Origin of the sequence: Bradyrhizobium sp., assembly GCF_030646015.1 — a bacterium.
Taxonomy (GTDB): Bacteria; Pseudomonadota; Alphaproteobacteria; order Rhizobiales; family Xanthobacteraceae; genus Bradyrhizobium.
On record NZ_JAUSLT010000149.1, the window covers coordinates 12,653 to 29,246 of the forward strand.

Genomic DNA, 16,594 nt, shown 5'->3' on the forward strand with positions numbered 1-16,594 from the left:
TCGGATCTGCGGCCGCCAGCAACGAGGCCGTTTGCCGGCGGACGCCCGCACCGGCTGACGTGGCGCAACCTGAAATCAGTAAACCAGTGCGGTGCCCGGCGCCTTGTCGAGGGCATCGGCGAGCGAGCGGTATTCGGCGCAATCGGTCCCGCACAGCGACCCGATTCTGGCCAGATGATGCTGCGCCTGTTCGCGATTGCCCTGTTCGAGCTGCCACAACCCGTAATACTGCCAGGTTCTGACGTGGGCCGGATCGGCCTTCAGCGCGCGCTCGTACCAGACCTGCGACACCTTGTAGTCACCGAGCTTGCGATAGGCGTATCCGATCAGGTTGGCGACATCGGCCCGGTCGTCACGACCCAGTGCCTTCAGCCGCGAAATCGCGCCGGGATAATCGTGACGATCGTAGATCGCGGTATAGGCGGCGCGATAGCCATCGAGGAACTGCTCCTCGAACTTCTTCTTGTCCTTGTCTTCCTTCTTGTCGCCGCTCTTCTTCTTGCCGCTCTTGACGTCGGATCGGGGCGGGCTCGGTTCGGGATCGCCGGCGGCAAGGACGCTGCCGAGGCCCAGCGACAGCGTGAACAGCAACGCCGCCGTCAGCACGCCAAGACGATTACAAGACTTCATGAGACTTCCTCCCGCAGCATGCCATGGTGGCCGGGCAAATCCTGCACGCGGATTTGAAACTGGCGTCCTCATCATGATGAGGACGAATCATCTTCGTTTGATCTCGATCAACCTCACCCGGAATTTTCGGAGATCGAAAATCGATCAGTACGACGGGGCATCAGCGGGAGCTTGTTTCAGCCGATCATCCGGTTCGCCGGATCCGAAGCGATGGGCGGATCATAGGCCTGGATCGGCGGCAGGTTGCCGTCGAAGCGTTCGGCCTCGATGGTCGTCAACTGGCCGGTGCAGCCCTGCGCCAAAGCGGATGTGCCGATGTCGCGCGTGAGAACATTCGGATTTCCGTGCACGCAGAGCGGGGCTTCTTCGCACGGGTCAGCTGGGTCGTACCACGCGCCGGTCGGCAACTGGACCACGCCGCGCCTGATGTCGTCGGTGACGCGAACGCCCGCGAGGCAGGCGCCGCGCTCGTTGAACAGACGGATGATGTCGCCGTCAGCAATACCGCGCGCCGCGGCGTCGGCCGGATGCATGCGGGCGACTTCGCGGCCGCGATGCTTCGAGCCCGCGCTGTGGGCACCGAAGTCGAGTTGGCTGTGCAACCGCGTCGCGGGCTGGTTGGAGACCAGGATCAGCGGCGTCGATGGCGCCGGCTGCACCGGCGCGAGCCAGGTCGGATGACCGGGACAGGACGGCTCATCGAAGCCCGCGATGGTCTCTGAAAAAATCTCGACCTTGCCGCTGGGGGTCGGCAGCTTCGCCCCGTCAGGATCGTCGCGGAAACGCCTGATCTGCCCGCCATCGTCAGGCTGTTGCGGCACGATCAGGCCGTCGCTCGCCCAGAATGTTTCGAAATCGGGCGCCGGCAGATCCATCTCCGCCAGACCCTTCCTTGTCGGCGCATACAGGTGCTCCAGCCATTGCCGGACCGTGCGGCCCTCGGTGAAGGCTTCGCGGGCGCCGAGGCGTTCGGCCAGATCGGAGAAGATCGCGTAATCGTCGCGCGCCTCGCCATAGGGCGGCGCGATCCGCGGCATCGGCACCAGCAGCGGATCGTTGGAGCTGCCTCCGATATCCTCGCGCTCCAGCGTCATGGTCGCGGGCAAAACGAAATCGGCGTGACGCGCCGTCGCGGTCCAGCCCAGTTCATGCACCACCAGCGTATCGACCTGCGCGAAAGCGCGCCGCAGCCGGTTGAGATCCTGATGATGATGGAACGGATTGCCGCCGGCCCAGTAGACCAGGCGGATGTCGGGATAGGTCAGGGTCTTGCCGTTGTAGCGGTAGGAGCCGCCGGGATTGAGCAGCATGTCGGCGATGCGGGCTACGGGGATGAATTCGGCAACGCCGTTGCGGCCCTGCGGCAGCGTCGGCAACGGCACCGCATTGTTGCGGCGTCCGTAATAGGCGATCGCCCCGAGCGCGTAGGCGTAGCCGCCGCCCGGCAGGCCGATCTGCCCCAGCGCCGCGGCGAGCACGGCGCCCATCCAGACCGGCTGCTCGCCGTGCTCGGCACGTTGCAGCGAATGCGAGACCACGATCAGGGCGCGGCGTCCGTGCAGCTGGCGGGCGAGCGCCACGATGGTGTCGGCCGCCACGCCGGTGATGATTGCCGCCCATGCCGCATCCTTGGCCTGGCCGTCGGTCTCGCCCAGCAGATAGCGCTCGAACACCGGCCAGCCGACGGTATAGCGGTCGAGGAAATCGCGATCGTGCAATCCTTCGACGACCAGCGTGTGCACCAGCGCAAGCATCAGCGCGGTGTCGGTGCCGGGGATGTTGCTCATCCACTGCGAGCGGGCTTCCTCGGGCAGATCTTCACGCAGCGGACTGACATGCACGAACTTGCAACCGTTCACCCGGGCACGCGCCATGGCGCCGCGCTCGACATGCTGGCTGACACTGCCGCCGGCCACCATGCTGTTCTTCAGCGCCATGCCGCCGAAGGCGACCACGATCTCGCTATGTGCGACGATCTGCTCCCAGGTCACGTTACGCTTCGTCATCTGCTCGTAGTCGCCGATGATGTGAGGTATCAGGACCGAGGAAGCGCCGGAGCTGTAGGTATTGACCGACCTGACATAGCCTCCCATCGCCATGTTGAGAAAGCGGTGGACCTGGCTTTGCGCGTGGTGAAAGCGTCCCGCGCTCGACCAGCCATAGGATCCGCCGAACACCGAACCCGCGCCATGATTATCCCGAACCCGCGCCAGCTCGGCGCCGAGCAGATCGAGCGCCGAGTCCCAGGACAGCGGAATGAACTCGTCGCGTCCGCGGCGTTCGTCAGGTCCACGTTTGCCTTCAAGCCAGCCGCGGCGCACCATCGGCTGCGCCACGCGCGCGCGATGACGCAACGCCCCGGGAAAATTCTCGATAATGCGGTTCGGATCGGGATCGTCGGGATGCGGACGAACCTCCAGTTCGTTGCCCTGCCAGCGCGCCGAAAAAGCGCCCCAGTGCGAAGTATGCGGCCGGAAACGCGCCTCGGTTGCCGGAGCGGAATCGGAAGAGGGTTTTTCGATTATTTCGGTCATTCGGACTCCCGCTCATCGCTGGTCCGACACTACACCAGCATTCCCTGGGCTGCCATGCGTATGGATCGGTGAGGCTGCGCTGAAGCGCAGGCTTCGGCTGATGTTCAGACCTTGACGAGGCGCACCCGGGTGCCCCAGGGGTCGACGGCCTCGAGCCCGTTCGCAATGGCTGCCATCTCGACACCGGCCTGACGCAGGCGTTGTTCCTGTGCTGCGAGAATATCCGCTTGCTCGATCTCCAGCGAAAACCAGGCAAGGCCGGTAGTCGCATCATCGCGGCGGCCGGCGCCCGCGCTCTGCCAGACGTTGAGACCGAGATGGTGATGATAGCGGCCAGAGGACAGGAACGCCGCACCGTTGCGCTGGCGCGTCGGATCGAAGCCGATGGCGCCGCGGTAAAAACCTTCGGCCTGGGCGAGGTCGCCGACACGCAGATGAATGTGGCCGATACGCAAGCCCTCGGGCGCCTTTGCGTAATCGCTGACGCGCGTATCGGTGAGCGCGACGAGGCCGTCGATATCGAGCTGGTCGGTCCCCATCGTCACCGTTCCGTCGCTCCACTGCCAGAGCGAGGGATCGCGATCGGCATAGACCTCGATGCCGTTGCCCTCGGGATCGTCGAGATAGACGGATTCGCTGACGCGGTGATCCGCGAAGCCCGACAGCGGCACGCGATTGAGCGCCGCATGCACCAGCCAGCGCGCCAGATCTTTTCGCGACGGCATCAGGAAGGCGGTGTGATAAAGCCCGGCCGCCTTGCGGGATTCGTCCAGAGCCTGCGGACGCGCCTCGAGCACCAGCAGTTTTACTCCGTCCGAGCCGAGCACCGCTGCCGTAGCGGTCCGTTCCATCACGGCGAGGCCCAGCACGTCGCGATAGAAATCCGCGACGGTATCCAGCGTGCGGACGCGCATCGTCACCGTGCCGATCCGCATCGGCGTGCGGTCGGCGAAGGTCGGTCCGCCGCTGCTTCCACCGCCCTCGGCCCGCTCCGCCGCCGCGGCAGCCGCAGCGAATGAGGAGGCGCCGGCGAGATGCAGCAAGGTGCGTCGGGTCAGGTCGAGATTCATCGCAGGGTCCGTTGCCTGGGTTCAGATCGGCTGACGATCTATCACAGCAACACGCGCTGGTCGCGGTAGGATTTGCCGCCACGCGAAAGCGTGACCGCGCCGCCGCGCGGTTCGATCACGGGCAATGCCGCCAGCGCGTTCACCACATGATGCATGGTCGGCAGGTCCGAAAAGTTGGCTTTGTGGAAGCGCACAGCGCCCGCGCCGGTCTGGCGCTGCTCGACATGGTTGTCCGGATCGCCTGATGGCGTCAGCGTGACCTGGCGCAAATCCGTCTCGCCCCAGGCGCCGGTGCGCGGCACGTATTTCAGCATCAGGGTTCCGTCCGAAGCCGTGGCCGGCCGGACCGGCGCGGTGTCCTGCAATCGCGACACTTCGAGTTCGAGAAAGCGGAATTCCATCCAGCCCGCCGCGCACATCTGGGCGCCGTTGAACCTGCGTGGCTCCGCGATCTCGGCATACAATTTGGGATGTCCGATCTCGCAACGACCGGTGATGATCGGATCGGCGAGATTCTCCCAGACGACGGCCAGAAATTGGCCGGTGGCGCGGTCCCGACTGCCTGTGAACGTCGCAGGCCAGCCGACCCAGATCATGGTGTAGCCACGCCCCGCCAGCCAGTCGATGTCGGTCATGTGATGAAATTCGACCGTGACCACCGGTTCGCCGGCAAGGGTAAACCCTTCGGGCAGATGCCGTTCCAGCGCCGCGGGATCGGTCCGAAAACTCGCCGCGACGGAGAGACGTCGCGGACTGCGCTTCGGGTCGACCACGACGTCGTCAGGCAATTGGCGCGGTCCGGGTGCCGGTCCGAAATGCGTCGGCATCCGATAGATGCGTCCGGCCTCGAACTGATAACTCATCGATCGTCTCCTTCGAAAGAATGATGGGGTTTGGAAGAATTCTGATCGTGATCTCATGGGGCACCAAACCATTGCAAAATCGAAGAATTCAGGTGGCGGATGAAAAAACCTCATCTACACTGGAGGGATGAGGAAGCTGCCGCCCCTTCGCGCTCTCCACGCCTTCGAGGCCGCCGCCCGGCATCTCAGCTTCGCCGCTGCCGCCAACGAGCTCGGCGTCACACCGACGGCCATCAGCCACCAGATACGGCAGCTGGAAGAGGCCTGCGGCGTAACCCTATTCCAGCGGCGCCCGCGGCCGTTGCTCCTGACGAGCGCCGGGGCACGGCTCTATCCGGCCTTGCGCAACGGCTTCGATGCGCTGGCCTCGGCCGTGACGTTGCTGGCGGAAGTGGATGTGCAGGCGCCGCTTCGCGTCACCAGCACCAACGCCTTCGCCAGCAAATGGCTGGTGCCGCAATTGCCGAAATGGCGTGAAGAAAACCCTGGTATCCCGCTGGAAATCATCGGCACGGATGCTGTCCTCGATGTGCGAGCGGACGCCGCCGACATCGCGATCCGGCACGCCCGACAGCCGCCGCTCGACTTCGTGATGCACGAAGTGTTTCGGGACAGCTACGTTCCCGTGTGCAGCCCGCGCCTGTTGCAGCAACATGGCCCGATCGAGCGGGCCGCCGATCTGCGGCGTCTTCCCCTGATCCACTACGACTGGATCAACGGCGATCCGGAAGCGCCGACCTGGCGGCAATGGCTCGATGTCGCGCGGTCGATCGATCCCGGTTTCAACGCCGTCGAAAGGGCTAAGGACCTGAGTTTCAGCGAGGAACTGCACGCGATCGACGCCGTGATCGGCGGACAGGGCGTTGCGATCTGCAGCGACGTGATCGTCAGCAATGAACTGAGGAACGGGCTGCTGGTGAAGGCCCATCCGCTCTCCCTGCCCGGCTACGGGTTTTATCTGGTGTCGATGGCGCATAATCCGCGCGCGCCGGCCATCGAAGCCTTCTCAAGCTGGATGAGGAACGTCAGCTGACGCCGGGCGGCCTTTTGCAAGCGCGCAAACGCGGCGAGGATCGCCACCCACCATCGGGCCCAGGACCGGATCTGCCTGACATCGATTGCCGACGGTAACTCATACGATGGCGATCAACTTTTGCGTGTATGAAACAGACTCACACCCGTTACCGTGCAATCCTCCGTTGCATATTCTTAAGTTGTTCATCATGGGGAGACAGCCATGTTGCAGCGGATATTGCCCCTCATCGCAACTGTTTTTCTGGCAGGTTGCGCAATTCGACCTCTCCCGGAACAGGTAGCGGGCGTTTCCACGCCGGTCATCGTGAAGCAGATCCGCTGCGAAACGCGACAGGCCGTCAGGGATCTCGCGCTTGGCTGGCTGACAGCCGACGAAAATCAGGCGAACGGCCGCGTCGATGCCCGGGCACGCGCGATCGGCCTCGAATTTCTCAACGACCAGAGGCCGATCCAACAATTCCAGCCGAAGCTCTTCACGGGTCACGTCAGAGACGTCGTGGAAACCTTCTACAATACAGGTGTTGCCTACACGTTCGATCTGGAGATGACCGAGGAAAACAATCTCAACACGGAAATAAATCTACTTAAACCATTCACGACTTCAAATCTGACATTCGGCATCAAAGGCAAAGCCGATCGCTCACGCAAGAACGAACGTATCTTCACACTCACCGATACATTCAGCGGGCTGTTGAAACTCCCTGAGCATTACTGCAGCGGCGCCTCGATCGGACGCAGCTACAGCCATCTCGTTCCACCGAACTACGTCTACCCGATCACCGGCAACATCGGCGTAAGGGGCTTCATGATCGATTTCATCAACATGACGATCTTTGAAAATCTCGGCGGCCCGAAAGACAAACCTGAAGGACCTCCAACCCTGGTCGATGCGCTCGAATTCCAGACCGAGGTCAGCGGCAGCCTTACACCAAAAATCGCATTCACGCAGGTGGTGCCCGGCCTGCAGGTCGTCGACGCGGCGTTCACCGGGGAGGCGGTCCGCAGGGATTTGCACAAGATCACCATGGGTCTTGCCGTTAGCGATCCCGGGGGACGCAATCTGCAACTGGTTCGCGTCTTCCCGTCCATGTCGCTCGTCAGCACTCGCCCGGGGACAAGTTCGGAGGCGAGAGCTGCCGAGGCCGTCAATCAGGCACTCACGCTCAAATTGTTCCGAACGACTGTCGTCGTCAGACCGTAGAAGGGAGGCTAATATGAAGAAACCGGCCAAGACCAAAGCGAAGGGTAAAGCGAAAGCAGCCAACCGGAAGGGGGCGAAGCGCAAGCCGATCGAACAAGTCACTCCTACATTTCTCAAGGAAGGCCTTTCAATTCGGATGGGCCTTCACGACGTGATCAAGGTTGTGAAGATGATCGAGAAGGCCGGCCATCTCGGAAAATTTACGAGTAGAGTAAAGCGCGAGGAGGCTCAGGTGACGGTCCCCGCAGACACGGTGAATCTGGTCAAGGATTTCGTCGCCAAAAACGGCATGCACGGAAGTGCCACGGGCAAACACATCGTCAATGGTCGGGGAAGACCTGCCGGTGGACCGAAACCGAGGACCACAATGGCCGGCGCCGCAGGTGCTTCGCTCACTGCGAGCAATAAGGATCCCAACACCTGCGAATTCGGGACTGTGGGGCACGGATAATCATCGTTTGCGGCTGCTGACCTTGAGACGAAGCGGCGAGGATGACGAACCCGCGGTTCATTGTGGGCGCGGAAAAGCCCGCTTGTCCCCTTGGCAACTGGCTCAGACGATTTCGCAAGACCGCGGCGAGCTGTTTGCACGCAGTTTCCCGGCGGCCTTCGAAAAATAGCAGGGAGCTACGAAACCGGTCGATGCAGAGACGTTGGCGGCTGGCGCTCCCTAGGGGAATCGAACCCCTGTTTCAGCCTTGAGAGAGGCGTAACGCGCACTTTGGCGAACGTCAACGAACGCCAACAAACATAATGATTTCAATTGCTTAGTTCGCTGGTGTACGCTAAGGTATTCCACGATTCACGACCGTCTTTTGAAGAAAAGTTGAAGAAGCCAACCCATCAACATGCCCCGTTCTGCGCGCAACACGTCTCTCGAAACAAGAACCGCGCGAACGCGATTGGGCATTCGCCGTACGCCCTATTTTGCAAAGATCGCGAAGGGTCTGCGGCTCGGCTATTATCGTGGTGCGGTCGCAGGCTCATGGATTGCGGGTCACTACCGGGGTGATGGGATCTACGCAACCGAGGCGATCGGCGCCGCCGATGACACCCTAGAGGCCGACGGGGCAACCGTTCTCGACTATTGGCAGGCGCAAGAGCACGCCAAGCGTTGGGCCGACCGTCAGCGACAGATTGCCGAGGGCAGGCTTCGCGAAGGCCCCTATGCGGTCGCAGACGCGGTCAAGGACTATCTCGGCGAAATAGCCGCTGAGAAGTCGCCGGCCGCCGTGCAGGGCGCAAAGTACGTTTTCGATGCCTGGATCCTGCCAGAGCTCGGCTCCATCCGGATCGAAAAGCTGACCACCGATCGCCTCAACCGTTGGCGCAACAAGATAGCCACTCAGCCCAAACGCGTCCGCAGCAAGCGCACAGCATCCGAGCCGGCAACGCGCGAAACCGCTGATGATGACGACGCCCGCCGCGCTCGTAAGGCAACTGCCAACCGAATTCTCACCATGTTGAAGGCAGCGCTCAACCGGGCCTTTCACGCAGATCGCGTTGCCAGCGATAGCGCCTGGCGAAAGGTCAAGCCATTCAAGCGGGTCGATGAAGCCGTCGTACGCTACATTTCCGTCACCGATTGCCGACGGTTGGTCAACGCATGCTCACGCGACTTCCAGAAACTTGTTCAGGCGGCGTTGCTTACGGGCTGCCGTTACTCCGAGCTTACCCGACTCAAATGCGAAGGTTTCAACCGCGATAGTGGTACGCTTGCGATCCGCCTTAGCAAAGGTAAGGTTCGCCACGTCGTTCTTACCGATGAGGGTAAGGATATCTTTCAGGTTTGGACTGCCGACCGCCTCGGAACTGATAGGATCTTTCTGCGCGACGACGGAAAAACGTGGGGAGCTTCCCATCAGAAACGCCCCCTAACTGAAGCAAGCCGGCAGGCCGGGATCTCACCAGCCGTCAATTTCCACATCTTACGACATACTTATGCGTCACATCTGGCGATGAAGGGTGTTCCGATGGGCGTTATTGCAGCTCAGCTCGGCCATGCAGATACCCGCATGACAGAGAAGCATTATGCGCACCTGTCGCCGAGCTATGTCGCGCAGACCATTCGGGCGAATTTTCCAGTACTCAATCTGACCGAGGAATCCCAAGTTGTTCCTTTGCGGAGGCGCATCGCGACGTGATGTACTGTTAGCAAGGACCTGCGACCCCTGCGTCCCGAACGGAATGGTCTCGGCGAAGATAATTGAATTTGTTGAGTTTCTTGGCGCTGTTTCTTCCTGATCTTCCCTCTTTGTTCACGTTCAATCTTGGGCTTATCTTGGGCTGTAGCCATCAACGTGGTTCGTTCTGCTCGGCCTCGTGGACGCACGCTGATCGCAGGTATAGATCAAGTACGGTTTTGACGCGCCCCCTTGATCAAATCGCTCATAACGGTCTAGTTGCAGGTTCGAGTCCTACCGGGCCCACCAATGACAGTCTCTTTCTGCGTTATTGGCCGGCATTTCCGTTCCGCCTCAGATGGCGCTGAGCGGCAGGCTCGGCCCGGGTCTTGCACCGGTTACACTCAATCTCGAGCCAGGCCAGTCCGCCGTTGAGGCATTGCGCGATCGTCGGGGACGGCTGTGCCGGCCCACCATAGCCCTCTATCCGGACCGACCAATGCGGCCGTAAGCCTCGGCTCGGTCCGCCTCACCGCGGTCACCTTCCTGAAGATGTCCTGACCTGCGAGTCTGGCGGTTGTCATAACCGTTAGGCTTAGAATGGACACAGTGGATAATGCTATCACTAAGCCGGTTCATCGGCTTGAGGTGTTCACCGGTGCAGGTCGTCGGCGAACGTGGAGCGACGAGGACAAGGGACGGATTGTCGCTGAGATCGTAGCGAGCGGCGAGTCTGTCTCTGCCGTAGCCCGACGGCACGGACTGTCGCCGCAGCAGTTATGGCTGGCGCCGGGGATTGCAAGCGTCCCAGACTGCGCTTTCAGATGCTGAAGAGCTGCAGTTCATTCCGGCAGTCCTGGACATGGCACCGTCTTCCCCGTCCGTCCGTCGTCAACGCAAAATGCCGCGGCGTCAGGTTGAGCCCGATGCGGGACTGATCGAGGTCGAGATCGACGACGTGACGGTTCGGGTTGGCCGCGGTGCGGATGCAAAGACCGTGACAGCGGTGCTGCGGGCGTTGAAAGCCACAGCATGATCGGCCCGACCGGCGCGGTCCGCGTGATGGTGGCGACCAAGCCCGTCGACTTCCGCAAGGGTGCCGAGGGATTGGCAGCACTGGTGCGCGAGACAATGGCGGCGGATCCATTCTCCGGGGCGGTCTACGTGTTCAGAGCGAAGCGCGCCGACCGGATCAAGCTGGTGTTCTGGGATGGCACCGGTCTTTGTCTGTTCGCCAAGTGGCTGGAGGACGGCATCTTCCGATGGCCGAAGATCGAGAGCGGCGTGATGAAGTTATCGGCCGCGCAATTGTCTGCGCTGCTGGAAGGGCTGGACTGGCGTCGCGTCCATGAGGCGCGGGAAACAGTGACGCCGACACAGCCGAGCTGATCTTTATCCCTGAAGTGAATTAGCCGCATCGAGGCCGTCGCAAATTGTCGCCGAATATGATCTGATTCGATGATGCCAAGCGACGCATTGCCCGACGATCTTGAGACGCTGAAAGCGATGCTGCTCGCCGAGCAGTGCGAGAGTGAGCGGCTGCGCCAGATCATCAAGGAAATGCAGCGGCACCGTTTTGGCCGCAGGGCCGAGACGCTGCCCGAAGATCAAATGCTGCTCGGCCTCGAAGACGTCGAGCAAATGGCGGCGAGCGATGCGGCGATAGCAGATCAGTCGGCTCCGACTGAGCGAGCCGCGCGCGCCGAGAAGCGACGCACCAACCGCGGCTCGTTGCCGGCGCATTTGCCACGGGTCGATATCGACGACGATATCGACAGCAGGACCTGCCCTTGCTGCCAGGGCGAGTTGCACCGGATCGGGGAGGACAAGAGCGAGCGGCTGGACATCGTGCCGGCGCAGTTCCGGGTGCTCGTCACCCGCCGCCCGAAATACGCCTGCCGGCGTTGCGAGGATGGTGTTGTGCAGGCCCTCGCGCCCGCGCGACTGATCGAAGGCGGCATGCCGACGGAAGCCACCATCGCCCAGGTCCTGGTGTCGAAATATGCCGATCATCTGCCGCTGTATCGCCAGGCGCAGATCTACGCCCGGCAAGGTATCGAACTGGACCGATCGACGCTGGCGGACTGGGTCGGCCACGCTGCCTGGCACCTGCGCCCGCTGCAGGAGCGGCTGCTGGCGAGGCTGAAGGAGCGCCCCCGCCTGTATGCGGACGAGACGACCGCGCCGGTGCTCGACCCTGGCCGGGGCTGCACCAAGACCGGACAGCTCTGGGCCTATGCCGCCGACGACCGGCCATGGGGCGGCTGTGACCCACCGGGCGTCGTCTATGTCTACGCACCCGATCGTAAGTCGGAGCGGCCAATCACCCATCTGGAGGGCTTCAAGGGCATCCTGCAGGTCGATGGGTATGCCGGCTACCGCAAGCTGGCCGACCGAGGCGACGTCCGCCTTGCATTCTGCTGGTCGCACGTTCGACGTGGGTTCTATGAGCTCGCCGTCTCTGGTCCGGCACCGATCGCCAGCGAAGCGCTCGAACGTATTGCCGGGCTCTATGCCGTCGAGAAAGACGTCCGCGGTCGAAGTCCCGAGGAGCGCCGAGCAGTTCGCTCGCTAAAAAGCCGTCCCCTGATCGCCGCGCTCGAGCCGTGGCTGCGCACAAAACTCGGCCTGATCAGCCAGAAAAGCAAGCTTGCCACGGCCATCCGCTAAGCCCTGTCGCGCTGGCAGGGCCTGACGCGCTTCATTGATGATGGCCGCATCGAACTCGACAACAATACTGTCGAGCGCTCCATCCGCCCGATCGCGCTCAGCCGGAAGAACGCGTTGTTCGCCGGTTCCGACGGAGGCGCCAAGCATTGGGCCACCGTCGCGTCCCTGATCGAGACCTGCAAGTTGAACGACATCGACCCGCTCGCGTATCTGACCGACGTCCTCACGCGCATCGTCAATGGTCACCCCAACCGCGATATCGATCTGTTGCTGCCGTGGGCCTATAGAAAGCAAGAACTCAAAGCCGTGGCCTAGAAACAGCGCTTACCATGCAGCGTGTTCTTGCCGGTATCGATACCAATCGTGCGCGCAATTGTGGTGTCTGCTTTGCTGGGCATGGCGTGTCCTCCTCGTGCTCTTCAAAAGCCCTTCAACCGACTCTGCGAGTCGTTAGGGGCGGGAGCACGGCCGGTCCATCCCATTCGCGACGCCTTGATTGAGCGACCTCAATCCCAAGCTTGAGCAGTTCGCCATGGATACGCGGCACGCCCAAAAGCTGATTTTCGATACTCATCTGCCGACGGACACCATCGTCGAGACTCTCAGTTTGTCTCAAGGGTGCTGACGGTGAATAAACTTTGAAGAGCCCTGCTAGGCGAAGGAAGGCAGCGCTTCTGCGTACTTCTTCAAGTCATTTTTTCTGATCTTGCCGTTTGGAGCAACCGGAAGCTGTGACATCACGATTATCTTCTGAGGTTTTTTGTACCGAGCGAGCTGCTCATCCAGCAGCGCAAATAGTGTGTCTATCTCTATATGGCAGCCAGGAACCGGCTCAACAAAGGCAACAATTTCCTCATTACCTTCGATTGACCGCCCAACGACTGCAGAGTTCAGAACTGCTGGATGCGTATTAAGCGCCGCCTCAATCTCCGGAGGATAAACGTTGAAGCCTGAACGAATGATCAATTCTTTAGTGCGCCCCTGCACTACCATCTCTTGCTTTGAATTAACGCTCACAATATCGCCAGTATTCAAATATCCATCCTTATCGATTACCGCCTCTGTAAGCTCTGGCTGACGAAAATAGCCAAGCATCACGTTAGGTCCACGCACATGCAGCTCTCCTGGAGAGCCATCCATAATCTCGCAGCCATCGGACCCAACAATCTTGATCTCAACGCCAGGAATTGGAGTACCTATGTTGACCTCATTGCTTCCTACCGCATATAGAGTGCGGCTAATAGTAGGCGACGTCTCAGTTAGGCCATAACCGTTGTGAAGTACGACGCCAAGCACCCGCTCGACATTTTGGCGAAGTGATAGATCGAGCGGCGCCGTCCCAGTGTAGGCGTACCGCAACCGATTTGGCATGAGTTGAAGATCAGTTTGGTCAGCATGAGCAACGAGGCGAGCAAATAAAGCCGGCACGGCTGCGAAAAATGTCAGCGTACCATTTTGAATGACTTCGATTGTCTGCGCGAGCGAAAAACGCGACATAATTCGCGAATGACCTCCCGCAAAGAGCAGTCCCTGCATCAGAGCAAGCCCGTACGAATGCGAGATGGGCATGAGGCATAGCGAAACGTCATCCGCCAAAATGGTCTTCGTTAATTTTCCACGGCAGGCAACAAATGCAAGATTACGATGGCTCAGCATCACCCCCTTGGGGCGGCCTGTGGTTCCCGTTGTGTAAATCAGCGTAGCAACCTGCTTTGCGGGATCACTTTCAACACTTTCGGCCATTGTTCCCGCATCCAGGCTTCCAACTTTCACCCTACCGATCTCGTCAAACACCTCCAGAGTTGCGCCATGGCGCCGTGCGTGAGCGTCCGCTTCCGAAGAAATGGTATGGGTGTAGAATACACAGCGGGGACTGCTGTCTTCCTTGATCAAATCAATCTCGCGTGAGCTGAGACGAGCGCTAGTCATCACGCTCCACGCGTCCAACCGACTTGCAGCGTACATCAGCACAATTGCGGCGATCGAATTCTCACAGACCACCATAACACGGTCGCCAGGACGAACACCCAATTCCGCCATTTTTCCGGCAACATCGGCAACAGTGTCGATCAGACGCCGATAGCTCCACTCCGCACCATCTTCATCGGTGAATGCAATTCGGGACGCCCCCTCCTTTGCACCCTCCTCCAATATCATGTGGATTCTAGATGGCAGATTCGACAATAAGTCCGGGGTCATCGATCATCTTTCTCCGCGAGGCATCTCTTTGGGAGCATTCTCAAGAACACAACGACCGCTCAGCACACGGAGCCAAATGTTATATGGCGACACTGGTTGATCACACCCAAGAAGACGCTTGACTTTTGATGCTACCAATCTGGTAGGTCCATTTTTTAACCATGTCAAGAATGAATAGAGCCGGCTCCGCAAACTTGAACAGGACGACAAGTCGAATTTCTGCCTGACAGCGGGCACGCCGATGCCTGCGAATCAGGAGCGACCATGTGCAGACGAGCACGCCGGAACCACACACCAGCCTTCAAGGCAAAGGCGGCTCTAGCCGCCGTCAAGGGTGACCGGACGACAACTCAACTGGCCGAGCAGTTCGACGTTCACCCCAATCAGATCATGACGTGGAAGACTTAGCTTGAAAGCAAGGCCGCCGATGCATTCGGTCCCGGTGGCGGGTCCGGAGCCGAGCAAGCAGCCATCGACGTGAAGTCGCTTCACGCCAAGATCGGAGAGCTCCGTCCCCGTACTACCAAGCCCGAGCCCGAGCAGAATCTCCGCATCGGTGACCGAGCCTCGTAAATTTCAGGAGCGCCTACCGTTTCTTGGGCAAATTTGGCTCGCCAAGCAAGCGCTGCCAATTCTCTATCGTTTGGGATAGATGGTCGCTAATCCTTTGTTCGGCTTGACCGACGCGACGATTTTCGATCGCTTCAAGAATCTTACAATGATCTTCATAAGAGCGACGTCCTCGCCCTTGATCCGCAAAGTAGACGCGCCGCCGCTGTCGGGACATTTCATAGAAGGATTTTACAACACGAAGCAGGATGTCGTTTTTGGTCGCAATAAAAATCCCAAGATGAAAAGCTTCATCTTCGAACTCAATCGTCTGCCTTCTTGCAATGCGCCTCGCAGTGTTTGTTAGAATCGTATGCAGATCACGAATGTTATCGGCTGTTCTGCGGTTGCAAGCCAGCCTGACAGCTTGCACTTCAAGCATACGCCGCACCTCAAATACATCGGCGATCTCATCGGCCTGGAATGGAAGTCCGGATTCGGCGTGAAGGACGAGCGCTTCGATACTACTATCGTCGGAATTTCGAAGATATATGCCGGAGTTGGGACGCCTCTCAACAACGCGCATAGCTTCCAAAGTCGCCAATGCCTCACGAACAGCACCACGGCTGGTGCCAAATTTCTCAGCGAAATCGCGTTCAGACGGAAGGCGCTCCAAAGGTTGGTAGCGACGCTCGCGGATGAATGAGAGAATTTTTCCCACGGCATTTGAAGGTACCATTAATTGATCAGCTCGATCGTTCTCGGTCATTGTTTTGCACTCTTTGTTGTTTGGTCCTGCAAGACGCGTGGTTGCGATTATGGGGATCGCGTTCCAGGCAACCGCGAGAATGCCCAAATCTGCAATACGCCACTTTAATCGATAAGCAGGTGTATTTGAAAGGTTATGTTCTCGTTGAGAAGGATCACGCTGAAAAGCCAACGTCTACAGACGGGTCCGGGGTATTATCGACAGCAGCGGTCATTGAATGGAAAGTGAAATGGTACGAATCTGACGCGGTTCTGCTCGATTTTGTACACTTCACGGATATAGCTGCGGTGCACTAAATTGGTAGGCCCGATCTGGCCCTGAACGACATTCAGGTAACGCGGCCTTCGGCGTGGCGTACAAAGTCCGTTGCCGACCCTCTTGAGGGCATATCGCCGCTCGGACCGATCTGGCTCGATCTTTGTCATCGGCGCAGAATTGGGCGCTTACGCGCGGTCCCGAAATGCAGACGCACTACATATGCGGTGCACTACTTGTAGCAGAATTAGAGTACTAACGGTCTAGAATTTCTACGGACTTCTCGCTGTCTTTTTGTATAAGCGATCCAGTCCCCGGCTTTCTTCAATATGATCAGAAAAGACGCGGTAACAAGCATGATCGTCAACGTTCGAGCGACCAAACAAGTCCCCTATCGGTTGACGTTGAGCCCACGGCAAGCTATTTTGGCCTACCAATATGGTAGCTCCATTTAAGAATTGAAGTCGAGTGCCAAGTTTTGGACCCCGAGCGGGATTGAATAGGTTTGGCTGATACTCTCCCGCGAGTGCTCACTTTCTGCTCAAGAGGACCTGCAAATGAAATCCCTTGCATATGATTACGTCGTTGTTGGCGCAGGTTCGGCTGGATGCGTATTGGCTTCGCGGTTAAGCGAGGATCCTAAGATCAAAGTTTTGCTCATCGAAGCAGGATCGCCCGCATCCTCTGTATTCGTTC

Annotated in this window: 14 protein-coding genes and 2 pseudogenes; 10 read left to right on the plus strand and 6 right to left on the minus strand. The window is 59.7% G+C overall.

Features of this window, described 5'->3' with window-relative positions:
• Positions 1–75 precede the first annotated feature (75 nt).
• The 4 genes from Q7T45_RS22615 to Q7T45_RS22630 form a co-directional block, all read right to left on the minus strand.
• Entirely contained in the window at positions 76–630 is a 555-nt protein-coding gene (locus Q7T45_RS22615) for a lipopolysaccharide assembly protein LapB (protein WP_304873712.1), read from the minus strand.
• A 176-nt stretch (positions 631–806) separates the two neighbouring features.
• Positions 807–3,164, minus strand: a complete 2,358-nt coding sequence (locus Q7T45_RS22620) for a molybdopterin guanine dinucleotide-containing S/N-oxide reductase (protein WP_304873713.1) — start codon at positions 3,162–3,164, stop codon at positions 807–809.
• A gap of 104 nt (positions 3,165–3,268) precedes the next feature.
• Entirely contained in the window at positions 3,269–4,234 is a 966-nt protein-coding gene (locus Q7T45_RS22625; RefSeq protein WP_304873715.1) for a VOC family protein, read from the minus strand.
• A 41-nt stretch (positions 4,235–4,275) separates the two neighbouring features.
• Entirely contained in the window at positions 4,276–5,097 is an 822-nt protein-coding gene (locus Q7T45_RS22630) for an acetoacetate decarboxylase family protein (RefSeq protein WP_304873716.1), read from the minus strand.
• A 127-nt stretch (positions 5,098–5,224) separates the two neighbouring features.
• Between Q7T45_RS22630 and Q7T45_RS22635 the strand changes: the two genes are divergently transcribed.
• The 8 genes and pseudogenes from Q7T45_RS22635 to Q7T45_RS22675 all read left to right on the plus strand — a co-directional run bounded on the left by Q7T45_RS22635 (position 5,225) and on the right by Q7T45_RS22675 (position 12,441).
• Positions 5,225–6,130, plus strand: coding sequence for a LysR substrate-binding domain-containing protein (locus Q7T45_RS22635; RefSeq protein ID WP_304873717.1), 906 nt, complete (start codon positions 5,225–5,227; stop codon positions 6,128–6,130).
• 204 nt (positions 6,131–6,334) lie between these two features.
• Positions 6,335–7,333, plus strand: coding sequence for a hypothetical protein (locus Q7T45_RS22640; protein WP_304873718.1), 999 nt, complete (start codon positions 6,335–6,337; stop codon positions 7,331–7,333).
• A gap of 13 nt (positions 7,334–7,346) precedes the next feature.
• Positions 7,347–7,784, plus strand: coding sequence for a hypothetical protein (locus Q7T45_RS22645; protein WP_304873719.1), 438 nt, complete (start codon positions 7,347–7,349; stop codon positions 7,782–7,784).
• A gap of 451 nt (positions 7,785–8,235) precedes the next feature.
• Positions 8,236–9,477, plus strand: coding sequence for a site-specific integrase (locus Q7T45_RS22650; RefSeq protein WP_304873720.1), 1,242 nt, complete (start codon positions 8,236–8,238; stop codon positions 9,475–9,477).
• 579 nt (positions 9,478–10,056) lie between these two features.
• Entirely contained in the window at positions 10,057–10,287 is a 231-nt protein-coding gene (locus Q7T45_RS22660) for a transposase (protein ID WP_304873721.1), read from the plus strand.
• Positions 10,253–10,492 carry a hypothetical protein gene (locus Q7T45_RS22665; RefSeq protein WP_304873736.1) on the plus strand — a complete coding sequence of 80 codons (240 nt, stop codon included), beginning with the start codon at positions 10,253–10,255 and terminating at the stop codon, positions 10,490–10,492. The genes Q7T45_RS22660 and Q7T45_RS22665 overlap by 35 nt, the downstream gene beginning before the upstream one ends.
• The gene (gene tnpB / locus Q7T45_RS22670) at positions 10,489–10,845 is read left to right on the plus strand and encodes an IS66 family insertion sequence element accessory protein TnpB (protein ID WP_304873724.1); all 357 of its coding nucleotides are present in this window, start codon (positions 10,489–10,491) and stop codon (positions 10,843–10,845) included. Before Q7T45_RS22665 ends, tnpB begins: the two co-directional genes overlap by 4 nt.
• A gap of 69 nt (positions 10,846–10,914) precedes the next feature.
• Positions 10,915–12,441, plus strand: a pseudogene (locus tag Q7T45_RS22675) (IS66 family transposase).
• A 336-nt stretch (positions 12,442–12,777) separates the two neighbouring features.
• On the opposite strand, the gene Q7T45_RS22680 reads toward Q7T45_RS22675, so the two are convergent.
• Positions 12,778–14,325 carry a class I adenylate-forming enzyme family protein gene (locus tag Q7T45_RS22680; protein WP_304873726.1) on the minus strand — a complete coding sequence of 516 codons (1,548 nt, stop codon included), beginning with the start codon at positions 14,323–14,325 and terminating at the stop codon, positions 12,778–12,780.
• 264 nt (positions 14,326–14,589) lie between these two features.
• On the opposite strand from Q7T45_RS22680, the pseudogene Q7T45_RS29065 reads away from it, so the two are divergent.
• A pseudogene (locus Q7T45_RS29065) lies at positions 14,590–14,725 on the plus strand (transposase); the annotation flags it as partial.
• Between the two features lie 186 nt (positions 14,726–14,911).
• On the opposite strand, the gene Q7T45_RS22690 reads toward Q7T45_RS29065, so the two are convergent.
• On the minus strand, positions 14,912–15,643 hold the full coding sequence (locus tag Q7T45_RS22690) for a FadR/GntR family transcriptional regulator (RefSeq protein ID WP_304873728.1): 732 nt from the start codon (positions 15,641–15,643) through the stop codon (positions 14,912–14,914).
• Between the two features lie 812 nt (positions 15,644–16,455).
• On the opposite strand from Q7T45_RS22690, the gene Q7T45_RS22695 reads away from it, so the two are divergent.
• A partial coding sequence (locus Q7T45_RS22695; RefSeq protein ID WP_304873733.1) for a lycopene cyclase family protein occupies positions 16,456–16,594 on the plus strand: 139 nt, incomplete at its 3' end.

Coding starts and splice junctions, on each gene's coding strand:
- Q7T45_RS22690 (WP_304873728.1), bottom strand. CDS start 15,643: ATGACCGAGAACGATCGAGCTGATCAATTAATGGTACCTTCAAATGCC.
- Q7T45_RS22660 (WP_304873721.1), top strand. CDS start 10,057: ATGGACACAGTGGATAATGCTATCACTAAGCCGGTTCATCGGCTTGAG.
- Q7T45_RS22625 (WP_304873715.1), bottom strand. CDS start 4,234: ATGAATCTCGACCTGACCCGACGCACCTTGCTGCATCTCGCCGGCGCC.
- Q7T45_RS22645 (WP_304873719.1), top strand. CDS start 7,347: ATGAAGAAACCGGCCAAGACCAAAGCGAAGGGTAAAGCGAAAGCAGCC.
- Q7T45_RS22635 (WP_304873717.1), top strand. CDS start 5,225: ATGAGGAAGCTGCCGCCCCTTCGCGCTCTCCACGCCTTCGAGGCCGCC.
- Q7T45_RS22640 (WP_304873718.1), top strand. CDS start 6,335: ATGTTGCAGCGGATATTGCCCCTCATCGCAACTGTTTTTCTGGCAGGT.
- tnpB (WP_304873724.1), top strand. CDS start 10,489: ATGATCGGCCCGACCGGCGCGGTCCGCGTGATGGTGGCGACCAAGCCC.
- Q7T45_RS22620 (WP_304873713.1), bottom strand. CDS start 3,164: ATGACCGAAATAATCGAAAAACCCTCTTCCGATTCCGCTCCGGCAACC.
- Q7T45_RS22630 (WP_304873716.1), bottom strand. CDS start 5,097: ATGAGTTATCAGTTCGAGGCCGGACGCATCTATCGGATGCCGACGCAT.
- Q7T45_RS22680 (WP_304873726.1), bottom strand. CDS start 14,325: ATGACCCCGGACTTATTGTCGAATCTGCCATCTAGAATCCACATGATA.
- Q7T45_RS22615 (WP_304873712.1), bottom strand. CDS start 630: ATGAAGTCTTGTAATCGTCTTGGCGTGCTGACGGCGGCGTTGCTGTTC.